This window comes from Bacillus sp. FSL R5-0523, assembly GCF_037975295.1.
Classification (GTDB): domain Bacteria; phylum Bacillota; class Bacilli; order Bacillales; family Bacillaceae; genus Bacillus; species Bacillus subtilis.
Map to the genome: position 1 here is coordinate 1,363,215 of NZ_CP150251.1, position 22,945 is coordinate 1,386,159.

At 45.3% G+C, this 22,945-nt stretch carries 25 protein-coding genes and 2 riboswitches; of the genes, 18 read left to right on the forward strand and 7 right to left on the reverse strand.

The window, feature by feature from the left end; all coding sequences use genetic code 11:
- The first annotated feature begins 55 nt into the window (after nt 1-55).
- From NYE53_RS07095 to NYE53_RS07110, 4 genes are read left to right on the forward strand one after another with little or no spacing between them, the layout of a single operon-like run.
- Nucleotides 56-1,015 carry an LD-carboxypeptidase gene (locus NYE53_RS07095; RefSeq protein WP_049139772.1) on the forward strand — a complete coding sequence of 320 codons (960 nt, stop codon included), beginning with the start codon at nt 56-58 and terminating at the stop codon, nt 1,013-1,015.
- Nucleotides 1,012-2,112: an L-Ala-D/L-Glu epimerase gene (gene ykfB, locus NYE53_RS07100; RefSeq protein ID WP_339176381.1), complete on the forward strand. Its 1,101-nt coding sequence runs from the start codon at nt 1,012-1,014 to the stop codon at nt 2,110-2,112. The genes NYE53_RS07095 and ykfB overlap by 4 nt, the downstream gene beginning before the upstream one ends.
- Nucleotides 2,109-2,999 (forward strand): gamma-D-glutamyl-L-lysine dipeptidyl-peptidase, encoded by an 891-nt coding sequence (gene eepC, locus NYE53_RS07105; RefSeq protein ID WP_339247940.1) that lies wholly within the window; start codon nt 2,109-2,111, stop codon nt 2,997-2,999. The genes ykfB and eepC overlap by 4 nt, the downstream gene beginning before the upstream one ends.
- A gap of 12 nt (nt 3,000-3,011) precedes the next feature.
- Nucleotides 3,012-4,001, forward strand: a complete 990-nt coding sequence (locus tag NYE53_RS07110; protein WP_160221527.1) for an oligopeptide/dipeptide ABC transporter ATP-binding protein — start codon at nt 3,012-3,014, stop codon at nt 3,999-4,001.
- 42 nt (nt 4,002-4,043) lie between these two features.
- On the opposite strand, the gene pgl is transcribed toward NYE53_RS07110, so the two are convergent.
- On the reverse strand, nt 4,044-5,093 hold the full coding sequence (pgl, locus tag NYE53_RS07115) for a 6-phosphogluconolactonase (protein ID WP_339247943.1): 1,050 nt from the start codon (nt 5,091-5,093) through the stop codon (nt 4,044-4,046).
- An 89-nt stretch (nt 5,094-5,182) separates the two neighbouring features.
- Nucleotides 5,183-6,043 (reverse strand): dimethylarginine dimethylaminohydrolase family protein, encoded by an 861-nt coding sequence (locus tag NYE53_RS07120; RefSeq protein ID WP_251187012.1) that lies wholly within the window; start codon nt 6,041-6,043, stop codon nt 5,183-5,185.
- A gap of 159 nt (nt 6,044-6,202) precedes the next feature.
- On the opposite strand from NYE53_RS07120, the gene NYE53_RS07125 reads away from it, so the two are divergent.
- Together NYE53_RS07125 and hmpA are read left to right on the forward strand one after the other, a co-directional pair.
- A complete protein-coding gene (locus tag NYE53_RS07125) occupies nt 6,203-6,721 on the forward strand; it encodes an acyl-CoA thioesterase (protein WP_032732170.1) in 519 nt (172 codons plus the stop codon).
- A gap of 226 nt (nt 6,722-6,947) precedes the next feature.
- Entirely contained in the window at nt 6,948-8,159 is a 1,212-nt protein-coding gene (gene hmpA / locus NYE53_RS07130; protein WP_339248506.1) for an NO-inducible flavohemoprotein, read from the forward strand.
- Between the two features lie 77 nt (nt 8,160-8,236).
- Here the strand turns inward: hmpA and NYE53_RS07135 are convergent, their stop codons facing one another.
- Nucleotides 8,237-8,461, reverse strand: a complete 225-nt coding sequence (locus tag NYE53_RS07135) for a hypothetical protein (protein ID WP_032725555.1) — start codon at nt 8,459-8,461, stop codon at nt 8,237-8,239.
- A 148-nt stretch (nt 8,462-8,609) separates the two neighbouring features.
- On the opposite strand from NYE53_RS07135, the gene NYE53_RS07140 reads away from it, so the two are divergent.
- The 9 genes from NYE53_RS07140 (at nt 8,610) to NYE53_RS07180 (ending at nt 15,576) form a co-directional block, all read left to right on the forward strand.
- Nucleotides 8,610-9,341 carry a DUF421 domain-containing protein gene (locus NYE53_RS07140; RefSeq protein WP_015715759.1) on the forward strand — a complete coding sequence of 244 codons (732 nt, stop codon included), beginning with the start codon at nt 8,610-8,612 and terminating at the stop codon, nt 9,339-9,341.
- Nucleotides 9,342-9,432: 91 nt separating this feature from the next.
- The gene (locus tag NYE53_RS07145; protein ID WP_327829180.1) at nt 9,433-9,960 is read left to right on the forward strand and encodes a DinB family protein; all 528 of its coding nucleotides are present in this window, start codon (nt 9,433-9,435) and stop codon (nt 9,958-9,960) included.
- The gene (locus NYE53_RS07150) at nt 9,950-10,468 is read left to right on the forward strand and encodes a GNAT family N-acetyltransferase (protein WP_003244793.1); all 519 of its coding nucleotides are present in this window, start codon (nt 9,950-9,952) and stop codon (nt 10,466-10,468) included. Before NYE53_RS07145 ends, NYE53_RS07150 begins: the two co-directional genes overlap by 11 nt.
- Before the next feature lie 32 nt (nt 10,469-10,500).
- A riboswitch (guanidine-I (ykkC/yxkD leader) is annotated at nt 10,501-10,612 on the forward strand.
- 77 nt (nt 10,613-10,689) lie between these two features.
- The gene (gene ykkC / locus NYE53_RS07155) at nt 10,690-11,028 is read left to right on the forward strand and encodes a multidrug efflux SMR transporter subunit YkkC (RefSeq protein WP_015383469.1); all 339 of its coding nucleotides are present in this window, start codon (nt 10,690-10,692) and stop codon (nt 11,026-11,028) included.
- Nucleotides 11,028-11,345: a multidrug efflux SMR transporter subunit YkkD gene (ykkD, locus tag NYE53_RS07160; RefSeq protein ID WP_014476583.1), complete on the forward strand. Its 318-nt coding sequence runs from the start codon at nt 11,028-11,030 to the stop codon at nt 11,343-11,345. The genes ykkC and ykkD overlap by 1 nt, the downstream gene beginning before the upstream one ends.
- A gap of 70 nt (nt 11,346-11,415) precedes the next feature.
- Complete coding sequence (gene purU / locus NYE53_RS07165) at nt 11,416-12,318, forward strand: formyltetrahydrofolate deformylase (protein WP_014476584.1); 903 nt, start codon at nt 11,416-11,418, stop codon at nt 12,316-12,318.
- Between the two features lie 350 nt (nt 12,319-12,668).
- A complete protein-coding gene (proB, locus tag NYE53_RS07170; RefSeq protein ID WP_339247949.1) occupies nt 12,669-13,766 on the forward strand; it encodes a glutamate 5-kinase in 1,098 nt (365 codons plus the stop codon).
- A gap of 11 nt (nt 13,767-13,777) precedes the next feature.
- Nucleotides 13,778-15,025 (forward strand): glutamate-5-semialdehyde dehydrogenase, encoded by a 1,248-nt coding sequence (proA, locus tag NYE53_RS07175; RefSeq protein ID WP_327829182.1) that lies wholly within the window; start codon nt 13,778-13,780, stop codon nt 15,023-15,025.
- A 125-nt stretch (nt 15,026-15,150) separates the two neighbouring features.
- Nucleotides 15,151-15,576, forward strand: coding sequence for an organic hydroperoxide resistance protein (locus NYE53_RS07180; protein ID WP_003232574.1), 426 nt, complete (start codon nt 15,151-15,153; stop codon nt 15,574-15,576).
- 30 nt (nt 15,577-15,606) lie between these two features.
- On the opposite strand, the gene ohrR is transcribed toward NYE53_RS07180, so the two are convergent.
- Nucleotides 15,607-16,050 (reverse strand): organic hydroperoxide resistance transcriptional regulator OhrR, encoded by a 444-nt coding sequence (gene ohrR, locus NYE53_RS07185; RefSeq protein WP_014476587.1) that lies wholly within the window; start codon nt 16,048-16,050, stop codon nt 15,607-15,609.
- Between the two features lie 142 nt (nt 16,051-16,192).
- On the opposite strand from ohrR, the gene NYE53_RS07190 reads away from it, so the two are divergent.
- Entirely contained in the window at nt 16,193-16,603 is a 411-nt protein-coding gene (locus NYE53_RS07190; protein ID WP_003232570.1) for an organic hydroperoxide resistance protein, read from the forward strand.
- Nucleotides 16,604-16,935: 332 nt separating this feature from the next.
- Here NYE53_RS07190 and guaD read toward each other — a convergent pair whose 3' ends face one another.
- Complete coding sequence (gene guaD, locus NYE53_RS07195) at nt 16,936-17,406, reverse strand: guanine deaminase (RefSeq protein WP_251187019.1); 471 nt, start codon at nt 17,404-17,406, stop codon at nt 16,936-16,938.
- A 134-nt stretch (nt 17,407-17,540) separates the two neighbouring features.
- On the opposite strand from guaD, the gene NYE53_RS07200 reads away from it, so the two are divergent.
- Nucleotides 17,541-18,167: a histidine phosphatase family protein gene (locus NYE53_RS07200; protein ID WP_339247952.1), complete on the forward strand. Its 627-nt coding sequence runs from the start codon at nt 17,541-17,543 to the stop codon at nt 18,165-18,167.
- A 40-nt stretch (nt 18,168-18,207) separates the two neighbouring features.
- Here the strand turns inward: NYE53_RS07200 and metE are convergent, their stop codons facing one another.
- Both metE and isp read right to left on the reverse strand, forming a co-directional pair.
- A complete protein-coding gene (gene metE, locus NYE53_RS07205) occupies nt 18,208-20,496 on the reverse strand; it encodes a 5-methyltetrahydropteroyltriglutamate--homocysteine S-methyltransferase (protein WP_251187021.1) in 2,289 nt (762 codons plus the stop codon).
- 127 nt (nt 20,497-20,623) lie between these two features.
- Nucleotides 20,624-20,779, reverse strand: a riboswitch (SAM riboswitch).
- A gap of 132 nt (nt 20,780-20,911) precedes the next feature.
- Nucleotides 20,912-21,871, reverse strand: coding sequence for a serine protease Isp (isp, locus tag NYE53_RS07210; protein ID WP_003232562.1), 960 nt, complete (start codon nt 21,869-21,871; stop codon nt 20,912-20,914).
- A gap of 222 nt (nt 21,872-22,093) precedes the next feature.
- Here isp and rsbRB point away from each other — a divergent pair, with 222 nt between their 5' ends.
- On the forward strand, nt 22,094-22,927 hold the full coding sequence (gene rsbRB, locus NYE53_RS07215) for an RsbT co-antagonist RsbRB (protein WP_003232560.1): 834 nt from the start codon (nt 22,094-22,096) through the stop codon (nt 22,925-22,927).
- Nucleotides 22,928-22,945: the final 18 nt, after the last annotated feature.

A 22,945-nucleotide genomic window follows, 5' to 3' on the forward strand; every position in this document is an offset into this window, starting at 1 on the left:
GCGAAGGAGCGGTATTTTTTCTCTTTCTTGCACGTATACGTAGGGTGCAGAGCAAATGAAAGGAGTGTTTTCGTTGAATTACAAGCCGAAAGCGCTGAAAAAGGGTGATACAGTCGGAGTGATCGCGCCCGCAAGTCCGCCGGATCCAAAAAAGCTTGACACCGCGCTTTTATTTTTAGAAGAGCTCGGTCTTCAGGTGAAGTTGGGCAAGGCGCTGAAAAACCAGCACGGCTATTTAGCGGGACAGGATGATGAGCGGCTGGCGGATCTCCATGAGATGTTCAGAGACGAGGAGGTAAAAGCAGTGTTGTGCGCATGCGGGGGTTTTGGGACAGGACGTATCGCCGCGGGCATTGATTTCAGTTTGATCCGCAAACACCCTAAAATCTTTTGGGGATACAGCGATATTACGTTTTTACATACTGCCATTCATCAAAACACAGGTCTTGTCACCTTCCATGGCCCAATGCTCAGCTCGGATATTGGCCTTGACGACGTTCACCCGCTGACAAAAGCGTCATATAAGCAGCTCTTCCAGGAGACGGAATTCACCTATACAGAAGAGCTTTCTCCGCTGACCACGCTTGTTCCTGGAAAAGCGGAAGGCGAGCTTGTCGGGGGAAATCTGTCTTTGCTGACGTCTACACTGGGCACGCCATTTGAAATTGATACGAGAGGAAAGCTTCTGTTTATTGAAGATATTGACGAGGAGCCTTATCAAATCGACCGAATGCTGAATCAGCTGAAAATGGCGGGGAAGCTGACGGACGCGGCAGGAATTCTAGTTTGTGATTTTCACAATTGTGTCCCGGTGAAGCGAGAGAAGTCTCTCTCGCTTGAGCAGGTGCTGGAAGACTATATTATTTCTGCGGGCAGGCCTGCTCTGAGAGGATTTAAAATCGGCCACTGCTCGCCAAGTATTGCCGTTCCGATCGGTGCGAAAGCTGCTATGAATACAGCAGAAAAAACAGTCGTAATAGAGGCAGGCGTTTCAGAAGGGGCGCTGAAGACATGAAAATCATTCGAATCGAAACAAGCCGAATCGCTGTCCCGCTGACAAAGCCGTTTAAAACCGCGCTTCGCACTGTGTATACGGCTGAATCAGTCATAGTAAGGATTACTTATGACAGCGGTGCAGTCGGATGGGGAGAAGCACCCCCGACGTTAGTGATTACAGGAGACAGCATGGATAGCATTGAAAGTGCCATTCACAATGTTTTAAAACCGGCATTGCTTGGAAAAAGCCTGTCCGGCTGTGAGGCCATACTGCACGACATCCAGCATCTTCTTACAGGAAATATGAGCGCGAAGGCTGCTGTAGAAATGGCGCTATACGACGGCTGGGCGCAGATGTGCGGGCTGCCGCTTTATCAAATGCTTGGCGGATATCGAGATACGCTGGAAACAGATTATACCGTCAGTGTCAACTCACCTGAAGAGATGGCAGCTGATGCCGAGAATTATCTCAAACAAGGCTTTCAAACGCTGAAAATAAAGGTCGGAAAAGATGATATTGCAACAGATATCGCCCGTATCCAGGAAATCAGAAAACGTGTCGGATCAGCTGTGAAACTGCGTTTAGACGCTAATCAGGGGTGGAGGCCGAAGGAAGCGGTAACTGCCATTCGGAAAATGGAGGATGCGGGTCTAGGCATTGAGCTTGTCGAGCAGCCTGTCCATAAAGATGATCTCGCTGGGCTTAAAAAGGTGACAGATGCAACAGATACGCCGATTATGGCTGATGAAAGTGTTTTTACACCGCGGCAGGCATTCGAAGTTCTGCAAACCCGGAGCGCAGACTTGATCAATATTAAATTGATGAAAGCGGGCGGCATCAGCGGAGCAGAGAAAATTAATGCCATGGCAGAGGCCTGCGGGGTGGAGTGTATGGTCGGCAGCATGATCGAAACGAAGCTGGGCATTACGGCCGCGGCGCATTTTGCGGCAAGCAAGAGAAACATCACACGCTTTGATTTTGACGCGCCGCTGATGCTGAAAACAGATGTATTCAAAGGCGGCATAACATATAGCGGCAGCACGATTTCGATGCCTGGCAAACCGGGCCTCGGAATCACCGGGGCTGCGCTTTTGAAAGGGGAAAAAGAGCAATGATGCACACTGTCATATCAGCAGTGGCCAACATCTGGACAGCGCCTGATTCACCGCGTCCGTCTGATCAATTCATGCTTCAACCGACTGTAATGATCAGAGACTGGCTGGAGCGCATGACGTATGATGAACGGCTTGGATTATGTACAGACAATGTAATCCAAACTCAGGTTCTCTTTGGCGAAAAGGTACTTGTGACAGCGGAACAAGGGGAATGGGTTTCTGTGATCGTGCCTAGCCAGCCATCCCGAAAGGATCCGCGCGGATACCCGGGCTGGATGAGAAAGAACCAGCTGGAAAAATCTATGCCCATCCATTCACAACACGATGTGATGATCAGCAAACCTGCTGCCTTTTTGTACAGAAGCAATGGGGAAAAGGAGATCGAATTAAGCTTTTTGACGGTTCTCCCCTTCATTGCAGAAGAAAACGGATATTTTAAGGTTTCGACTGTTTTTGGGGAAAGGTTTGTGAAGCAAAGTGATGCAGTGCCTGTCCGCGAACAGAAAGGGACTGCTGAAGACATCATTCAAACGGGAGCTTTTTTTCTCGGCCTTCCCTACCTATGGGGAGGGATCAGCGGGTTTGGGTTTGATTGCTCCGGATTTATGTACAGTATATTTAAGGCGAATGGATACAGCATCCCCCGTGATGCGGGAGATCAGGCTAAGGCGGGGGAGGGTGTCCCGCTTGATGATATGAAGACTGGTGACCTGCTGTTTTTTGCTTATGAGGAAGGAAAAGGAGCGATTCATCACGTCGGTCTGTATGTAGGCGGCGGGAAAATGCTTCATTCTCCAAAGACAGGAAAATCAATCGAAATCCTTACATTAAAAGAGACAATCTATGAAAAAGAACTTTGTGCGGTGCGCCGCTGTTTTTCAGAATAAGGAGGGAGACAAATGACGCCACTGCCTTTGTTAGAGGTCAGCCAACTAAAAATGCATTTTGACGCAGGGAAAAAGCGGACAGTCAAAGCCGTCGACGGGGTCACCTTTCAGATTCGTGAAGGAGAAACGTTCGGGCTAGTCGGGGAATCAGGGTGCGGGAAATCAACCTTGGGGAGAGTGCTGATGCGCCTTTATCAGCCGACAGAAGGAAGCGTGACATACCGCGGCACAAATCTTCATGCACTAAGTGAAAAAGAGCAGTTTGCCTTCAACCGCAAACTGCAGATGATTTTTCAGGACCCTTATGCTTCACTTAACCCGCGCATGACCGTTCGAGAAATTATTTTGGAGCCGATGGAGATTCACAATCTCTACAATACCCATAAAGCGCGGCTTCTCGTCGTGGACGAGCTGCTTGAGGCAGTTGGGCTTCATCCTGATTTTAGCAGCCGTTATCCCCATGAATTCAGCGGCGGGCAAAGACAGAGGATCGGGATTGCCAGAGCACTGTCACTGAATCCTGAATTTATCGTGGCAGACGAACCGATTTCTGCACTTGATGTCTCTGTTCAAGCACAGGTGGTCAACCTGCTGAAGCGGCTTCAAAAAGAGAAAGGGCTAACGTTTTTATTCATTGCCCATGATCTTTCGATGGTGAAGCATATCAGTGACAGGATCGGTGTTATGTACTTAGGGCACATGATGGAAATTACAGAGAGCGGCACCTTGTATCGTGAACCGCTCCATCCCTATACAAAGGCGCTTTTGTCCTCGATTCCAATTCCAGATCCTGAATTGGAGGACAAGCGTGAGCGTATTCTCTTAAAAGGAGAGCTGCCGAGCCCGGTCAATCCGCCAAGCGGCTGCGTGTTTCGGACCCGCTGTCCTGAGGCGATGCCTGAATGTGGAGAATCTCGTCCCCAGCTTCAAGAAATCGAACCCGGCCGTTTTGTCGCTTGCCATTTGTATCGAAATGCTGAAACGAAGGAAAAAGTGAGATAAATAAAAAGAGTGGCTCCTTTTTACTAGAGCCACTCTATTTGTTTATATTTGATGTAAAAACTTTACACAAACCGGGTAAGGGACAGAAACCGTTGATGGGAGGAGTGTCAATCGGCCGGTTTCTTTGTCTCTTTCAAACAAGACAAGGTTGCCTGTTTCTTCATTTGAAGCAACGAGGAACCCTTCCGTTGGGTCAAATACAAAGTCACGAGGCCAGTTTCCTTCTGTCGACACTCTTTCTACGAAAGCCAGCTCTCCTGAATATTGATTCACTTCAAATACGGCGATACTGTCATGGCCGCGGTTTGCGACATAAACAAAACGTCCGTCCTGCGTGACATGAATTGCGCTTCCCTGGCTGTTATCTGTAAAATCATCAGGGATGGCAGAAACGACTTGGATTTCTCTAAATTCGCCGGCTGTCGGGTTGTATTCAAGCGCAATCACTTCATTGCTTAATTCTGTCATGACATAAGCGTATTTTTCTTTCGGATGAAAAGCGATATGGCGAGGTCCTGCACCGGGAGCGAAGGAATGGCTTCCGGATTCAGTCAATACGCCGTCTTTCAGCTTATAGGTGTAGAGCTTATCTATACCTAAATCAACCGCTACCACATAATTGTGTTCAGGTGTGAACCCCGCGTAGTGTGTATGCGGTTTTTCTTGTCTTTCGTGCGGCCCTTTTCCTGTGTGAGCGGCCTCTGAAACAGGTGATTGCAAGCTGCCGTCTTCCTGAACCGGAAAAACGTGTACCTTCCCGCTGTGATAATTGGCAGTCAGGACGAATTGATTTTGATCATCAACGCTTACGTGGCATGGTGAAGGGCCATCAATTAACTGATGATTCAGAAATGTCAACTCGCCGCTGTTTTTATCGATTTGATAGGCGGCAACTCCGCCTTGGCCGTCTGCTTTTTCGATGGAATAAAGGATGGTGTTGTTTTTATTCGGCGCCACATATGTCGGGTTGCCCAGCTTTGCGGCAAGTTTTGGCTCGCTGAGTGCTTTTTTCTCAGTATCAATCTCAAATGAATAAATTCCTTCGCTTCCGCCTTTTGTATATGTTCCGACATATCCTATGTATTTTGTCATGCGATTTCCCCCTTAAAAATGATGTCACCTCTATATTAACGTATCTTGCTAAAATAAGCTGTTCAAAACATGAAAAAGGGGAAGATTCTTCATTCGCCTCGAATCAGCGGCATTGTACAGCACCTGAAGGAGCCGCCTGATTTAATAATTTCTGACAGGTCAATTTCGATAATGTGATAGCCTCTTTTTGATAGCTCTTGATTGACATGTCGGTTGCCAGGGAGGCTGATGATCGTTTTTCTCCCGAGTGAAAGGACGTTGGTGCCGAGCGTAAATTGTTCGTCCTCGGGCACCTCAATAAGATCATAACGTTTTGCCAGCATATCGGCTGCATCTGGCTCAATGGCCTGTGGATAAATTAACGCTTCGCTTTCAGATACAATGTTAAATACGCAGTCCAAATGCAAAAATTTTTCATGAAGCTTCACTGGAACGATCGTATATTCAGGAAGTGCCTCTTCCAGCTGGCCGATAGCTGAAATGTCGGTGCGCTGGCTGATTCCGACATAGACAATGTCATCATCGATAATGACGTCTCCGCCTTCAATACTCGTATCAAGCATGCGGGTGTAAGAGATACCTTGGCTGTGAAAAAAATCTTTTATAACGGCTTCTTCTCCTTGGCGAATCGGTTCAGTCATGCTCGATAGGAAGGCTTTTTCTCCGATGACAAACCCTATATCCCTAGTAAAAACCTGCTCTGGGAGCCCGTCGCGAACGGGCAAAAGGACGACTTCAACGTTGTGTGACCTAAGTGCCTCCACTAAACGGCTGTGCTGGTCGTTGGCGGTTTTTACATGAATATTGTCATCTTCAAAATGTTTTTGTGTTTCGTTTATAACATCTTTTATGGTCATGTGCTCAGGTTTGCATAAAATCACTTTCTGAAGTGTGTCGTATTCCGTTCGACATACCGTTTTGTGCTGAAATTTCGGGATGGATACGTCCATTTGTTTTTCCTCCTAAAGTGTGAAGAATACATTTATTATTCCCTCATCATGAAAATCATTAAACCATTTTAAATTTTAGACAAATGGAAGAGAATATTGTTTAATAGGAGAATATAAGTGCATTTAGCTAAAAGATCAGACATCAAAGGGGAGAAAGGTATGGAAACACCGGAAACAAAATTTTGTAAAGAGTCAAAGGTTGTGAAAACCAGCAGGGTGTTCCCGCTTGACACGAACAACCATAATACGCTGTTTGGCGGAAAATTAATGAGCTACATAGACGACATTGCCTCTATTTCAGCGGCGCGCCATTGCAGACGTGAAACGGTAACAGCTTCAATGGATTCTGTAGATTTTTTAAAGCCGATCGGGCAAAAGGATTCTGTCTGCCTAGAGTCATATGTGACATGGGTCGGCACATCTTCCATGGAAGTATTTGTGAAAGTTATTAAGGAGCATTTGATGACTGGCGAACGGGAACTCGCTGCCACATCCTTTTTGACATTTGTCGCATTAGATTCAAATGGCAAGCCGGTGCCTGTACCGAGGGTTGTACCGGAAACAGAAGAAGAAATCATGCTTCATAATACAGCAGTACAGCGCGCTAATGAACGAAAGAACCGCAAGAAACACAGCCAAGCGCTTGCAAATGCGCTCGGAACTGATAAGCCTTGGTGAACGTTAAACCCAAAACATAAGTTGTTTTGGGTTTTTTTGTGCTTTTCAATGGTGATTATTACAATGGTTAGTCCGTTTTTGCTAGGGAATTCTATAAAAAAGCAACAAATGTCACGTTAAATTGATAATTTTGTGACAACTTTATAAAAGATTCATTTTAGATATATCTTTTAATCGTGAGATCATGTATTTTAAAGATATATTCTAAATACATCTTTTTGAAAGGATTGTTTATACAATGTTAGATAACAAAACAATCGAAATTATTAAAAGCACTGTACCCGTATTGCAACAGCATGGTGAAACAATCACTGGCCGTTTTTACGATCGAATGTTTCAAGACCATTCAGAGCTTTTGAACATTTTTAACCAAACAAACCAAAAGAAAAAAACACAGCGAACTGCATTGGCAAATGCCGTTATTGCAGCTGCGGCGAATATTGATCAGTTAGGAAATATTATTCCGGTTGTCAAACAAATCGGCCACAAGCACCGCAGTATCGGAATTAAGCCTGAGCACTACCCAATCGTCGGTAAATATTTGCTGATTGCGATTAAAGATGTATTGGGAGATGCTGCAACCCCTGACATTATGCAGGCATGGGAAAAAGCGTACGGAGTCATTGCTGACGCGTTCATCGGAATTGAAAAAGACATGTATGAACAGGCGGAAGAGCAAGCTGGCGGCTGGAAGGAGTATAAGCCATTCGTTATCGCAAAAAAAGAGCGGGAAAGCAAAGAAATTACATCCTTCTATTTGAAATCGGAAGACGGCAAGCCGTTACCTGAATTCCAAGCGGGGCAGTACATCAGCTTAAAAGTTCGGATTCCTGATTCTGAATATACGCATATCCGCCAGTACAGCCTGTCTGATATGCCGGGAAAAGATTATTATCGAATTTCAGTAAAAAAAGATGGTGTCGTGTCTTCCTACTTACACGATGGGCTGCAGGAGGGAGATTCAATAGAGATCAGCGCACCGGCAGGGGACTTTGTTTTAGATCATGCATCACAAAAAGATCTCGTTTTGATCAGTGCCGGAGTTGGCATTACACCAATGATCAGCATGCTTAAAACATCTGTTTCCAAACAGCCTGAACGGCAAATTCTGTTCATTCATGCGGCGAAAAACAGTGAATATCATGCATTGCGCCATGAAGTAGAAGAAGCAGCAAAACATTCTGCTGTTAAAACAGCATTTGTGTATCGCGAGCCGACAGAGGAAGACCGTGCAGGTGATCTGCATTTTCATGAAGGACAGATTGATCAGCAATTCCTCAAAGAACTGATTGCCAACACAGATGCGGATTACTATATTTGCGGTTCACCGTCGTTTATTACGGCAATGCATAAGCTTGTATCAGAGCTCGGATCAGCGCCGGAATCTATCCATTACGAGCTATTCGGCCCGCAATTAAGTTTGGCGCAGTCCGTTTGAACACATACATGAAACTCTTCTCCTTTTTAGAGAAGAGTTTTTTATTGAGATATAAGAAGGCAGACAAGCGCCGGATTCTACATCCGGACAATCACTGACCCGCCGCCGTTTGTGCATACACGGTTTTGCTGTTCTTGCATTGTTCTCAGTAATTCATTGTTTACCTCAATCGCTCTAATTAGTTGTTCCATCCTTAGCTCCAAACCGGCCAGCCTGTCGATTGTTTGCTGCTGGTAGCCCGCGGGTTGGGGAGCCAATGGCAGATCAAAGGGCCAATGGGTATTCGACTTCTGATTTTTCATATTGCGTATTGCGCCTCCAATCGGTGTCACTTTCTATTATGTTATGTTCAGGCGATGTGCACGTTCGCCTATTTAGACACTGATGCATAGCGGGCCTGCCACGGGGCACAATAGGCTCAATATGACCAGCGGATGGAGGTAAAGATCGGTGTTATGGATGGTATGGGTATTTTTACTGAAGCCAGTTATCGTATTTTCGATTGCATATATTTTGTTTCGGCTTGCCGGTAAAAAAGCTGTGTCACAAATGAACAATTTTGATCTGCTTTTGACCTTTGCAATCGGAACCATTATCAGTGAGCCGATCCTTACATCCAAGCTGCCGATGTCAATTTATTATGCGGGTGCTTTTTTGGTGCTTTATCTTATCATGAGCAAGCTCTCTTTATCTAATAAATGGCGATGGCTCCTGGTCGTGAGCCCGACTGTCCTAATCCGAAACGGGGATATTGATGAACGCGGCCTTCGTAAAGAAAGGCTGACTGTTAATGAGCTGCTTGGAAAGCTGAGGGAAAAGGGCTATGCCGACCCGGCTGACATTGATCTTGCTATCATTGAAGAAACGGGAGAAGTAAGCGTCATCCCGAAAGAGGAAGCGAGAGCGGTGCAGGTGCGGGATTTAAATATGGAAGCTGAACGGAATTTTATCCCGATTCCGCTCATACTGGATGGCGAAATCCTTGATCATAATTTGAAATATCTCCAAAAAAACCGATCTTGGCTGTTTGAGAAGCTTGAGGAAAAAGGGTACAGCCCCAAACTGCTGTCTTCGATTACCCTTGGCACGATGAATGCACGCGGTGATATATCCCTTGATTTAAATACCGCTAATGAACCGCAGCATGATCCTTACTTATATAAACCGGGAAATAACAATTAAGATGGCTCTCTCTTGTTATGAGAGCTTTTTTCTTTTTTAAAGGGAATTTTTGTTTGGTGTCAAATGTACCTAGTTAGGAGGGGAACTGAACATGAAGGACTTATCCATAAGAAACGACATGGCGCCAACGGTCAGTTTGCTGTATTCCGCAGTGGAAGAAAACAGTCTCCGTCTGGCTTCCATCGTAAGCCATATGACACACAGTGAACTTTACTATAAGGGGCGCTGCCAAACAAAAAACAGCACGGCTCAGCTTTTGCACCATATCGCAAATGTTGATATCAGATGGGTCTGGCGTATCAAGGAAAATCGGATACCGGACCATATTGAACAGGCATACGGCCCGATGACAGATGAAAGCGGACGGCTGCCTGAACCGGTGAATCAGCCAGACTTAGATGAACTCCTGAAAAGACATCAGCATGTAGTAGAGGAGTTGAAATCGGTATGCTTCACTTTAACTGAAAATGATTTGAATCAGCCGCTTTCTTTTGAAGGTGACACCGCGACGATACGATGGGGAATTTGGCATATGGCAGATCATAATCGCTATCATCAGGCACATATTGAAGCTCTCAAAAAAGAATGGAAGCAGGATGTGGCGAAGTATGAATGCTAAAACGAAGCTTGTGACCGATCGAATTCGTTTGCGCTGTATGGAAGATCGGGATCAAGCCACTTTGTTTGGGCTGCTTTTTAATGATCCTGACGTCATGACATATTATTCCGGTTTAAAAGATAAGAGGCAAACCCGCGAGTGGGTCAATTGGAACCAACGAAATGAAAAAGGGTACGGCGTTAGTCTGTGGATCGCCGAAGATAAGCGGACAGGGGAGTTTTTGGGGCAATGCGGCATCGTTCCCCAGCAGATCGAAAATCAAACCGTAATGGAAATTGGCTATATGTTTGCCCGCCGCCACTGGGGGAACGGCTATGCGCAAGAAGCGGCTCGGGCCTGTCTGGACTATGGCTTTAACGAGCGGCAGTTCGGCAAAATGGCGGCTTTGATTGATCCGGGTAACAAAGCGTCCATACGGGTAGCGGAGAAAATCGGCATGCATTACAGCAAAACGATCAGAAAATGGAATAAACCGATCGCGGTATATGAAAGAAAATCTTACAATTGAAAGATAGAGCTGAGTTTAGTATCATGATATCATGTAAAGTTTTCTAGGGTTCCGCATGTCAATTGACATGGACTGGTCCGAGAGAAAACACATACGCGTAAATAGAAGCGCGTATGCACACGGAGGGAAAAAAGCCCGGGAGAGTCAATCTCATGTGAGACGACTGTCCGGGGTTTTTTTGTTTTCGGAAAATCTTAATAGATAGAAAGGAATGACTCAAAATGAAATGGGGATTGGTCGTGCTTGCCGCTGTTTTCGAGGTTGTCTGGGTGATAGGCTTAAAGCACGCTGACTCAGCCTTAACGTGGAGCGGCACTGCCATCGGCATCATATTCAGCTTTTATCTTCTAATAAAAGCGACTCACAGTCTGCCTGTTGGTACCGTGTATGCCGTCTTTACCGGGCTCGGCACAGCGGGAACAGTACTTAGTGAAATCGTTCTGTTTCATGAACCGGTTGGATGGCCGAAGCTATTGTTAATAGGCGTGCTCTTAATCGGTGTAATCGGATTAAAGCTTGTGACACAGGATGAGACAGAGGAAAAAGGAGGCGAGGCATAATGCTGCACTGGATCAGTTTACTGTGCGCGGGCTGTTTAGAAATGGCCGGCGTGGCCCTTATGAATCAATACGCGAAAGAAAAAAGCGTGAAATGGGTGCTGTTGATCATTGTTGGTTTTGCCGCTTCATTTTCCTTGCTGTCGTACGCAATGGAAACCATTCCGATGGGAACGGCTTACGCGGTCTGGACAGGAATTGGCACCGCCGGCGGGGCGCTTGTCGGCATCCTTTTTTACAAGGAACAGAAAGACGCCAAACGGATCTTCTTTATCGCGTTGATTTTATGCTCAGCGGTTGGTTTAAAAATTCTGTCATAAATTGATTTTTATCAAATCTTCAGTATAATGGATAAATAGTTTAGACTTACAAAGATAAGAGGGATTATTCATGAAATCATATATGACTCAGCGGTTGGACGAATACCGTGACGGAAATGAGGATAAAGGGCGGCTCTTGGTCAGCTGCCCCGATCAGCCGGGTATTGTCTCTGCGGTTTCCGCGTTTTTATTTGAACACGGTGCCAATATTATAGAATCAAATCAATATACGACAGACCCTGAAGGCGGCCGGTTCTTCCTGAGAATCGAATTCGACTGCGCGGGCATTCGTGAGAAAAAAGCATCTCTTCAGGCGGCGTTTGCCTCTGTAGCGGAAAAATTCGACATGACATGGGGCTTAACTTTGGCAAGTGAATTGAAGCGTGTCGCCATTTTTGTTTCAAAGGAGCTTCATTGCCTGCATGAGCTGATTTGGGAATGGCAAACCGGCAACCTGATGGCGGAGATCGCTGTTGTCATCAGTAACCATGAGGAAGCGAGAGAGCTGGTTGAGCGCCTGAACATTCCATTCCACTATATGAAAGCGAACAAAGACATCAGAGCGGAAGTCGAAAAGAAGCAGCTTGAACTGCTGGAGCAGTACGATGTTGATGTCATCGTTCTCGCACGCTATATGCAGATTCTAACTCCTGATTTTGTTTCGGCTCATCCGAATCGCATCATCAATATCCACCATTCATTCCTGCCAGCTTTTATCGGTGCGAATCCGTACAAACGGGCCTACGAGCGCGGCGTGAAACTGATCGGTGCGACATCTCATTATGTGACAAACGATCTTGATGAAGGGCCGATCATTGAACAGGATATTGAGCGTGTGGACCACCGCGATAATGCGGAAGCGCTGAAAAACATCGGAAGAACAATTGAACGCAGCGTGCTTGCCCGTGCTGTGAAATGGCATTTGGAAGACCGTGTCATCGTTCATGAAAATAAAACAATCGTCTTTAACTAGACTGCAAGAGGCCCGCGCAATGCGGGCTATTTTTGATGACAAAAAACCTTGACAAGTGTCTTTTTTCTTTGCATAATATAAAAAAATCATTGAGCGTTGAAGAGGATTAGTAAGCAGACCTTTCTGTGACAGAGAGCAAAATGAATCGCTGAAACATTTTGCCGCATGAAACCTGCCGAACCTGCCTTGGAGTCCTAGGGGGAAAACCTAGGCGCATAACCTGGCGTTACAGGAGAGCGGAGCGTGCACAAGCGCGTTCAATCAAGGTGGTACCACGGAAACCCATTTCGTCCTTATGAATCAGGATGAAATGGGTTTTTTTATTGTAGAAGAGCCGCGGAGGAGAATAAATGAAAAAACAAAGAATAGTAGTGAAAATAGGAAGCAGTTCGCTCACGAATAGCAAAGGAAGCATTGATGAGGCAAAAATCAGAGAGCATGTTCAGGCGATTTCCGTGTTAAAAAAAGCGGGGCATGAAATGATTCTGATTACCTCGGGTGCCGTAGCGGCGGGGTTTTCCAGCCTCGGTTATCCATCCCGTCCCGTTACCATCAAAGGAAAACAGGCGGCGGCCGCGGTCGGACAAACACTGTTAATGCAGCAATATATGAATCAATTTAAACAATACTCATTAACTCCGGGACAAATCCTTTTAACGAGAAATGATTTTTCGAAAAGAGAACGGTACCGAAACGCGTATGCTACGATAATGGAATTATTGGAACGCGGCGTCATTCCGATTATCAACGAGAACGATTCTACGTCTGTTGAAGAATTGACATTCGGAGATAATGATATGCTTTCTGCGTTAGTCAGCGGATTGATTCACGCGGACCAGCTCATGATTCTCACCGACATTAACGGACTGTATGATGCCAATCCAAATGAAAATCCTAAGGCGAAACGATTTGATTATTTGCCAGAGATCACGCCTGAATTGCTTGGATATGCAGGTTCAGCTGGATCAAAGGTCGGCACAGGCGGAATGAAATCAAAGCTGTTAGCCGCACAAACCGCGCTGTCTCTGGGAGTGAAAGTATTCATTGGAACTGGCAGCGGAGAGCAAAAACTTGCGGACATTTTGGACGGCAGGGGAGACGGCACTTATATCGGAGACAAAGAACTATCTTCGGTTAACAACACAAGGCAGTGGATTCAGTTCCACTCGCCGATATCGGGAGAAATTATCATTGATGCGGGTGCCGAGGAGGCGATGATCCATAATGGAAGCAGCCTTTTGCCCGCTGGCGTTGTGGGTGTGAACGGAAGCTTTCCGAAAGGGGCGGTCGTGGAAGTCAGGGGACCGGGCGGCGTGATCGGCAAAGGTCAAACCCATTACTCCTCTGAGGAGATTATGAGGGCCAAAGGCAAACGCAGTGACGAACTTGATTTTGAGAAAACGTTTGAGGTTATTCATAGGAATGACTGGGTCAATGTAAACGACTAGGAGGCGGAAAAATGAGTGAAGTTTCTGTAAAAGCGAAGCTGGCGAAAGAAGCAGCAGCCGAAATGATCATGAAAACAACAGCCGAGAAGGATGAGGCGCTCAGCCTCATTGCAAACGGACTCCGCAAAGAACTTGATTTTCTCTTGGCGGAGAATGCAAAAGACGTTGAAAAAGGAAAAGAGAATGGTTTAACACCGGACATCATTGACCGTCTCACATTGGATGAGAAACGGATACGCGATATCGCGGACGCGGTGGAGCTCTTAATCGACTTAGCGGACCCAATCGGCGACTCTCTTGAAACGATTGAAAAAGAAAACGGCCTGTTTATTGAAAAAATCCGTGTGCCGCTCGGTGTCGTAGGAATGATTTATGAGGCGAGGCCAAACGTCACAGTTGATGCGGCTACCCTTTGCCTGAAGACAGGGAACGCGGTTGTGCTGCGGGGAAGCTCCTCAGCCATCCATAGCAACAAAGCGCTCGTCAGTGTCATTCACAGAGCACTTGAGCAATCAGCGCTTCCGATTCACGCTGTGCAGCTGATTGAGGATACGACCAGAGAGACAGCAAAAGAGCTCTTTACGTTAAATGATGGCTTAGACGTATTGATTCCGCGCGGAGGCAAGAAACTGATTGATCTCGTTGTGAGAGAATCAACAGTTCCTGTATTAGAAACGGGAGCAGGAAACTGCCACATATTCATTGACGAAACAGCCAAACCGCAAATGGCAGAAAAGGTTGTCGTAAATGCCAAAACGCAACGCCCTTCCGTATGCAACGCGATTGAATCATTGCTGATTCACAAGGCTTGGGCAAGACAGCACGGGAAAGAATTGCTGGGCCAGCTGGAAAACGCGGGAGTTGAAATTCGGGGTGATGAATTGGTGTGTGAACTTCATCCTTCAAGCAAACAAGCATCAAAAGAAGATTGGGAAACCGAATTTTTAGCGCCTGTCCTCAGTGTAAAGACGGTTGAAAACGTCCAAGAAGCTGTGAAGCATATCCAACAATACGGCACCAATCATTCAGAAGCAATTTTAACTGAAAATGACAAAAACGCGGCATATTTTCAAACGGCTGTCGATGCTGCCGCGGTCTATCATAACGCGTCAACCCGCTTTACCGACGGCTTTGAATTCGGCTACGGAGCCGAAATCGGCATCAGCACGCAAAAGCTTCATGCAAGAGGACCGATGGGGCTTCCTGCACTGACTTCTACAAAATACATCATTAAAGGAACTGGGCAAATCCGTGAATAGCGGGGCAATGTTCAATGAAAAAGCTTATCTCATTAAGAGATAAGCTTTTTTATACGCAAAAAATTGACATCTCAAATTTAATTGTGTACAATTTAATTGTATAAAATATATTGGGGGAATGAAAAATGAGTCAGCCATTATTTACAGCAACTGTTTCAGCGGTAGGAGGAAGAGAAGGAAAGGTCATTTCATCAGACCGCGTTCTTGAGCTTGATGTCGCAATGCCGGGGACACCGAGAGCCAAGAAATTAGAAAAAGCGACAAATCCAGAGCAGCTGTTTGCAGCAGGTTATGCAGCTTGCTTTGACAGCGCCCTGCAGCTTGTCGCAAGAACAGAACGGGTAAAAGTAGAGACAGAGGTTACAGCGAATGTTAGCCTGTTAAAGGATGAAGCGGACCAGGGCTATAAGCTGGGTGTGACGCTGCAAGTAAAAGGAGAAGGAGTCAGTGCATCAGAATTGGAGGCGCTTGTGAAAAAAGCGCACGGCGTCTGCCCGTACTCAAAAGCAACCTCCGGAAATATTGATGTGACACTTGAAGTTGCTGAATAAATAAAAAGAGGATGCCTGTACAAGGCATCCTCAATTTTTTTGATGAAGTGTTTCCAGCAATGTATATAGAGCGGATTTTAACTGTTTGAGATCCTCCCCAGACTGCTTTGAGAGCCCCAGAATTGTCTCTGGAATGTCAACCGCTTTTTCTTTTAATAACGCTCCGTCCTCTGTCAGGCTGATCAACACGGACCGCTCATCCTCTTCAGATCTTTTTCTCGTAATCAAACCCTGTTGTTCCATTCGTTTAAGCATCGGAGTGAGCGTTCCTGAATCTAAATACAGCTGTTCGCCCATTTTTTTGACAGTAAGCGTTTCATGTTCCCATAACAAGAGCAAAGCCAAATATTGAGGGTATGTTATATTCAGCTTATCAAGCAGCGGCTTGTATTGCTTTGTCATTTCCCGCGAACTCGCATATAGCAAAAAACAAAGCTGATTCTCCAATTTCATATGATCAAATTTATTTTCCATTTTGTTCACCAACTCTTTTTTGTCATTCGATTCTATTGTATCTGAAAAACCTCACTTTTCCTATTCTCGGCAAACTTAGCATGTTTAAAAAGATCAGAAAGGGAAATATAACAACTAGATACAAATAAGGAGGTTGGGAAATATGGCACTATTTACAGCAAAAGTAACCGCGCGAGGCGGACGGGCAGGACATATTACATCAGATGACGGTGTTCTTGATTTTGATATTGTCATGCCAAATGCCAAAAAAGAAGGACAAACCGGCACAAATCCTGAACAGCTCTTTGCGGCAGGGTATGCTGCATGCTTCGGCGGCGCGCTCGAACACGTAGCCAAAGAGCAGAATATCGAAATTGATTCGGAGATTGAAGGGCAGGTCAGCCTCATGAAGGATGAGAGCGACGGCGGGTTTAAAATCGGTGTCACACTTGTTGTGAACACGAAAGATTTAGACCGGGAAAAGGCACAAGAGCTTGTCAACGCCGCTCATGAATTCTGTCCTTACTCAAAGGCAACCAGAGGAAATGTTGATGTAAAACTAGAATTAAAATAATGACCGGCATCCTGAGTGTTCTCAGGATGTTTTTTGGTGTCGGAGCGGGTGTGATCTTTTCGAGGTCTGAAACATGTCTTATAAATGGATTCAGACTTATATCCATTATGAATTGACGCGGAACGGGGTAGGAGTGGGCACAGAAATTGATAAAACGTCAGAGAAGCGATCACAGCGTTTAAAGCCTGCAAAAGTTACAGATGAAGGGGGGGCGACTGGCTCGGTGTCTGCCAAGCTGAATTCCGGCGCGCATGATTGCTGTTTAGTATTTGTACAGGGCATAGCGCTACTTGGAGAAATAACAAGGACCAGGCCGCGCATGCCTGATCCTTTTAATATTCTTTCTTATTGGCGAAGTTTCGCCATGCTTGAAACGGGGATAAATGCTTTGTTAGTGTCACTTGATAAAAGGGGATCGTTCTTTCTTCAGCAGGTTTATCAATTTCTTTATAAATGAATGAATCATCAAACCCGGCTTTGGCAGCGTCTGTGTGCTCAGCTGCATAGAAAACGGCTTTAGGCCGGGCCCAGTAGATGGCGCCCAAGCACATTGGGCATGGTTCACAGCTCGTATACAAAATGCAGTCATCAAGCTGGTATGCTCCTAGCACCTTACAGGCTTTCCGAATAGCAGTGACTTCCGCGTGGGCAGTCGGATCATTGCTTGTTGTGACGTTGTTCTGTCCCTCGGCAATAATGGCTCCGTCTTTCACGATAACGGCTCCAAAAGGCCCGCCGATTCCTGCATTCACTCCTTCACATGCGAGAGTGACAGCCCGTTTTAAGAACGTTTCATGATTCATCCCAATCCCTCCTGTCAATAGAGTGTTATTAGTATAGCCGAAAAAAGGGCAAAGAACATTCTCAAAAAAGTGTAAAATAAACAAAGTTTTTGGGGGATTTGCTAAGATAAGAGGAGAAAAGAGGAGGGGTAATCATGCTGCATTTATATATTGCCAGACACGGACAGACCCAATGGAACGTAGAAAAACGGATGCAGGGCTGGATGGATTCTGATTTAACAGAACTTGGGCTGTACAATGCCCGTGCTCTTGGGGAGCGTCTGAAGGATATTGAATTGAATCAGGTATACATCAGCCCGAGCAAGCGGACAGAAGAGACAGCAAAAACCGCACTAGGGTCTCGCAGGCTCCCGCTGGTGATAGATCATATGTTCAGAGAAATGTCACTGGGCTCATGGGAAGGGAAAAAACAAGAGGATATTGAAAGGGACGAACCAGATCTTTTTCACGCTTATTTTCATTATCCCGAAGCTTATCGCCAGCAGGGAAGTGAAACGTTTTTTGACTTTGAAAACCGGGTAAGGCTGGCTCTCCAAACGATTTTAGACAGCCATTCTTCCGGTAATGTTCTCTTGGTTACCCATTCTGTCTTTATATTAATGCTGTTAAATATCATAAAGGGAAGACACGTTAATGACATATGGAATTCTGCTTACATACATGATACATCATTGAGCCTTGTGGAATTTGATGAAAATGGAATAGCCGAAATAATAATAGAAGGGGACGGGAAGCATCGGAAACCGATTTCCGCTTTCTAATAGAAAAAACCATCTGCCAAATGCAGATGGTTTTTTCAAATTATACTAGCTGTGTCTGCTGTGCTCTTGCCTGTTTTGCAGCTTCAACCATGTTTTTCAATGCTGCAACCGTTTCTTCCTGCTGTCTTGTTTTCAATCCGCAGTCTGGATTTACCCAGAAGCGGTCAGTCGGACAGACGGCAAGCGCATCAACGATAATATTGTACATTTCTTCAGTTGACGGCACACGAGGGCTGTGAATGTCATATACACCAAGGCCAAGCCCTTTCAAATACGGGTGATCTTTTAAGTAATCTAAAAATCCTCCGTGGCTTCTGCTATGTTCAATTGTAATCACATCGGCATCAAGATCATTGATCGTATCAACGATATCTTCGAAGTTGCTGTAGCACATATGTGTATGAATTTGTGTTTCGTTTTTCACGGAAGAAGTGGTTAATCTGAATGCTTCTGCCGCCCAAGTCAAATACTCATCCCAATCGCGGGTTTTCAATGGAAGGCCTTCGCGCAGCGCTGGTTCATCGACTTGAATGATTTGAATGCCTGCGTCTTCAAGCGCTTTAACTTCTTTGCGAAGGGCAAGCCCGATCTGGAAGGCGATTTCTTTCCTCGAGATGTCGTTTCGAGGGAAAGACCAGTTTAAGATTGTAACCGGGCCCGTCAGCATTCCTTTCACATGCTTGGAAGTCAATGACTGTGCGTAGACTGTGTCTTTCACTGTCATCGGTTCAATAAATTCAACATCTCCATAAATGACTGGCGGGCGGACACAGCGTGAGCCGTATGATTGAACCCAGGCATATTTAGTGAAGGCGAAACCGGCCAGCTTTTCACCGAAGTATTCGACCATGTCTGTCCGTTCAAATTCGCCGTGAACAAGGACATCAAGCTCCAATTCTTCCTGAATATCAATCCATCTTTTTGTTTCCGCATTGATAAAGTTTTGATACTGTTCATCGGACCACTCAGCTTTCCGCCATTTTTGGCGTGCGCTCCGCACTTCAGCAGACTGCGGGAAGCTGCCGATCGTTGTCGTCGGCAAAAGCGGAAGGCCGAGAGATTCATTTTGCAGGGCTAAACGTTCTTCAAACGGAATCGGACGCTTGAAGTCTTTATCAGTTAATTGCTCAAGCTCTTTCTTTTGTTCAGAATTGGCGCCTGTTGCAAACTGTTTAAGCGCCTGGATATCAGCCTTAGCCTGCTGAATCTCTTCGCTGATCGCCGCTTTTCCTGATACTAAGCCTTCTTTCAAAGCTGTCAGCTCGGCCAGCTTTTCTTTTGCGTAGGATAATCCGTTCAATAGGTCTTTTTCCAAATGCTCATCAGGGTGTTTCGCTACCGGAACATGCAGCAGGCTGCTGGAAGGCTGAATCCACAGTTCATCAACTTTTGCAATGCTGAGAATATCAAGAACGGCATCGAGACGCTCTTCAAGGTCCGCTTTCCAAATGTTGCGTCCGTCGATAACGCCAGCTGCCAGCACTTTGTCTGTCGGAAAGCCATGTGTTTTAAGCTGTTCCAGGTTTCTGCCTTTGTCGTGAACGAAATCAAGGCCAATACCCTGAACCGGGTAAGAGATCAGCTCTTCATAAGCATCAACAGAATCAAAATACGTCTGCAAAAGCACATTCAAGGATGAAAGCTCACTTGTAATGCTTTCAAATAATTCTTTTGCACCGCGGACATCTTCACTAGAGGCGGTAACGAGCGCCGGCTCATCGATTTGAACCCATTTTACGCCTTCTTCTTCAAGCTCTTTCAAAAGCTGTACATATAATGGCACAAGTCGTTTTTGGATCGCTTTTGCTTCAGACGGTTCATAGCCTTTAGCAAGCGTAACGAACGTATAAGGGCCGACAATCACAGGCTTTGTTTCCACACCGTATTCCTGTTTGATCCGGCGATAATCTTCAAGTTGTTTGTTTCTTGTCAGACGGAACTCAATGCTCTCGTCATATTCCGGAACGATGTAATGGTAATTTGTATTAAACCATTTTGTCATTTCACTAGATACGGCGTCTTTGATTCCGCGGGCGATAGCGAAGTATGTATCGGTAGCGTCAGTCAAATGTCTGAAACGTTTCGGGATCCAGTTGAAGCTGACTGCTGTGTCGAGTACATGGTCATACTGTGTGAAATCAGAAACAGGCACAACATCAATCTGCTGGTCAATTTGTGTTTTTACTGCGGATAAAAATAGTTCGTCGATTTGCTTCAAAAACGTATCTTTATCAGTACTGCCTTTCCAATACGCTTCAAGTGCTTTTTTCCATTCCCGGTTCAGTCCGATTCTCGGAAATCCTAAATTCGATGTTTTGATGGTTGTCATTGTTTCTCCTCCTTTATATGTAAAACACTCTCTTTCACCCGCGGATACAGGCTGCTAAGAGGTTTTCTCACAACAAAAAGCCTCTTTCCCATGAGAGAAAGAGGCTTTTCTACGTAAAACACTGCCTCTCTCATCTCTCAGACACAATCTGATGGAATTAGCACCGTGCCTTATGAGACATCAGTCTCGGCGCGAAAAGCAGTGCGCCCCATTTCACAATGGTATTACGGTCGGTTGCTGTTGGGGTCAAAAGGCCAATCCCTCGCCCAACTCTCGATAAGAGAAAATGTTATTAATTTTTTGAAAAGTTGAATCATTTGTTGGTAATCTTAACAGTAATTCAAATTCATTGTCAACATAGAATTTGAAATTTTTATTTACATGATGTGGTGTATATTATATAAGAAAAATAATCTTATAGGGTCAACAAATGTGATTGCTCTGCTTTTTCTGCGAGCTCATCAGGAGCTGTTAAATACAGGAATCCATTGCCTGCCAGCGTTTTTGCAATATCAAGAGGAAGTGTCCTGCGGATTAGCTGTGCGAAAACCTCAGATTCAGAAAGCTTTCTTTGAAATGATTCTTCTTCATAGCTTTTGATTAAAGCAAGCGCACCGCTGACATGAGGGGCAGCCATTGAAGTGCCGGTCAGCTTACCGTACTTCTTGTTGGGAAGGGTGGATAAGATGTTTTCTCCTGGTGCCACAAGGTCAATCTCTTTATTTGCGTTAGAAAATTCTGATAATTCTCGCGCTACAGAAACAGATCCAACTGCAATCACTTCATTATAAGCTGCGGGGTAGGAAAGCTCTTCTGTGCGTTCGTCGCCGTCACCTTCATTTCCCGCTGCACACACGACAAGCACTCCGTTTTTCACTGCGTTTTTCACTGCTTCTTTTAGCTCTGGCACATCGCTTGGCCCTCCAAGGGACATTGAGATGATGTCGACTTTCTGTTCCACCGCGTAGTTGATGCCGTTAATTATCCATTCGTATTGTCCGCTGCCGTTCTCGCCGCCAAGAACCTTCACAATCAATAGGCTTGCCTCAGGCGCGACTCCGGCAATGCCTCCGTTTGAATCATTAGCTGCAATTGTTCCGGCGACGTGTGTGCCGTGTCCGTTGTAGTCGGAAATCGCATCTTCCTTGCCGCCGTCGTCATCCGTGAAGTTCTTTCCGCCGATGATTTGATTTTTTAAATCAGGGTGGCTTGTGTCGCAGCCCGTGTCTAATACAGCAACTTTAATATTTTTGCCTTTTACCCCTTTTGCCCACATTTCTGGCGCCTTAATCACTTTAATGCCCTCAGGAAGCTCGTTTACATCCATGATCTGCTCATTCGTCACATACGGGATCAAGCGGATTTCACCATTCATAAAAAAGCCCTCCTTTTTTATGCTTGCAAGTGGATTCAAGGGTGTTGCCTCATATTATATGAAAAAAGCAAGCGCTCGGACAGAGCCATTTGAAGCATTTTGAAAAAATAGGATACACACCAAAGAATTAGTAATCTTCAAAATATTGGATGGCTTCAACATGTATGACTGGGATTCAACTGTAAGTCAAGTTATAATAGTGTTGGGGAAAGGAGCAGTGTCATGAAACTGAATGAAAAATTATATGCATTTTTTTCAGAGCATGTGGAACAAATGGCCGAGGAATGGATTGAAACGATGGAGGAAAGTGATCCGAATTCGCTTTACGCCCTACATAATGCAACAGTAACGGAAGAATTGAAAGAGCAGGACAGAGAGTTTTACCGGCATCTGAATTACATGTATGTTTTACCGGAAAAACAATTTCTCGAAGAGTTTCAAGAGTGGGTCATTGAGCTGACCAACGATCAAAAACATCTCGACACACCGGTTCAGTATGTCATTCGGGAGTTTATGAGAAACAGGAGATTATATACGAAGTATTTTGAGAAGTTCGCAGAAGAAAATGAATCAGCGTTTGAACCGGGAGAGAAGCAAAAATGGGCTGATTTGATTGTGAAAGTATTTGATTTCACCATTTATACATTCGTTGATCACGCTGAAATGAATGCCAAGCAGCAATTAAACGCCCAAAGAGAAATGATATTGGAATTAAGCTCACCTGTCATTACCCTGAGCAAATCAACAGCTCTGCTGCCGCTTGTCGGTGACATTGATACCGAACGGGCGAAGTTTATTCTGGAAAACACGCTTCAAGCTTGTGCGAAAAGACGTGTGGAGCATCTGTTAATCGATCTGTCAGGTGTTGTTGTGGTGGATACGATGGTGGCGCACCAGATCTTTAAATTGATTGAGGCGCTTAATCTGATCGGTGTCCGGTCAACCCTGTCAGGAATCAGGCCTGAAATTGCGCAAACTGCTGTACAGCTGGGGATTGACTTTTCGAATATTACCATTAAAACCAACCTTGCCCAAGCATTAAACTATCATCAATAAAAAAATCCGCTATCTGTG

Excerpts from the sequence above, each read along its gene's own strand:
- NYE53_RS07120 (WP_251187012.1), bottom strand. The coding sequence starts at position 6,043 with ATGGACGTATCCATCCCGAAATTTCAGCACAAAACGGTATGTCGAACG.
- eepC (WP_339247940.1), top strand. The coding sequence starts at position 2,109 with ATGATGCACACTGTCATATCAGCAGTGGCCAACATCTGGACAGCGCCT.
- NYE53_RS07135 (WP_032725555.1), bottom strand. The coding sequence starts at position 8,461 with ATGAAAAATCAGAAGTCGAATACCCATTGGCCCTTTGATCTGCCATTG.
- proA (WP_327829182.1), top strand. The coding sequence starts at position 13,778 with ATGAGTGAAGTTTCTGTAAAAGCGAAGCTGGCGAAAGAAGCAGCAGCC.
- ykkD (WP_014476583.1), top strand. The coding sequence starts at position 11,028 with ATGCTGCACTGGATCAGTTTACTGTGCGCGGGCTGTTTAGAAATGGCC.
- NYE53_RS07110 (WP_160221527.1), top strand. The coding sequence starts at position 3,012 with ATGACGCCACTGCCTTTGTTAGAGGTCAGCCAACTAAAAATGCATTTT.
- pgl (WP_339247943.1), bottom strand. The coding sequence starts at position 5,093 with ATGACAAAATACATAGGATATGTCGGAACATATACAAAAGGCGGAAGC.
- NYE53_RS07180 (WP_003232574.1), top strand. The coding sequence starts at position 15,151 with ATGAGTCAGCCATTATTTACAGCAACTGTTTCAGCGGTAGGAGGAAGA.
- proB (WP_339247949.1), top strand. The coding sequence starts at position 12,669 with ATGAAAAAACAAAGAATAGTAGTGAAAATAGGAAGCAGTTCGCTCACG.
- NYE53_RS07150 (WP_003244793.1), top strand. The coding sequence starts at position 9,950 with ATGAATGCTAAAACGAAGCTTGTGACCGATCGAATTCGTTTGCGCTGT.
- NYE53_RS07125 (WP_032732170.1), top strand. The coding sequence starts at position 6,203 with ATGGAAACACCGGAAACAAAATTTTGTAAAGAGTCAAAGGTTGTGAAA.
- NYE53_RS07095 (WP_049139772.1), top strand. The coding sequence starts at position 56 with ATGAAAGGAGTGTTTTCGTTGAATTACAAGCCGAAAGCGCTGAAAAAG.
- purU (WP_014476584.1), top strand. The coding sequence starts at position 11,416 with ATGAAATCATATATGACTCAGCGGTTGGACGAATACCGTGACGGAAAT.
- NYE53_RS07200 (WP_339247952.1), top strand. The coding sequence starts at position 17,541 with ATGCTGCATTTATATATTGCCAGACACGGACAGACCCAATGGAACGTA.
- isp (WP_003232562.1), bottom strand. The coding sequence starts at position 21,871 with ATGAATGGTGAAATCCGCTTGATCCCGTATGTGACGAATGAGCAGATC.
- ykfB (WP_339176381.1), top strand. The coding sequence starts at position 1,012 with ATGAAAATCATTCGAATCGAAACAAGCCGAATCGCTGTCCCGCTGACA.
- rsbRB (WP_003232560.1), top strand. The coding sequence starts at position 22,094 with ATGAAACTGAATGAAAAATTATATGCATTTTTTTCAGAGCATGTGGAA.
- metE (WP_251187021.1), bottom strand. The coding sequence starts at position 20,496 with ATGACAACCATCAAAACATCGAATTTAGGATTTCCGAGAATCGGACTG.
- ykkC (WP_015383469.1), top strand. The coding sequence starts at position 10,690 with ATGAAATGGGGATTGGTCGTGCTTGCCGCTGTTTTCGAGGTTGTCTGG.
- NYE53_RS07145 (WP_327829180.1), top strand. The coding sequence starts at position 9,433 with ATGAAGGACTTATCCATAAGAAACGACATGGCGCCAACGGTCAGTTTG.
- NYE53_RS07190 (WP_003232570.1), top strand. The coding sequence starts at position 16,193 with ATGGCACTATTTACAGCAAAAGTAACCGCGCGAGGCGGACGGGCAGGA.
- ohrR (WP_014476587.1), bottom strand. The coding sequence starts at position 16,050 with ATGGAAAATAAATTTGATCATATGAAATTGGAGAATCAGCTTTGTTTT.
- guaD (WP_251187019.1), bottom strand. The coding sequence starts at position 17,406 with ATGAATCATGAAACGTTCTTAAAACGGGCTGTCACTCTCGCATGTGAA.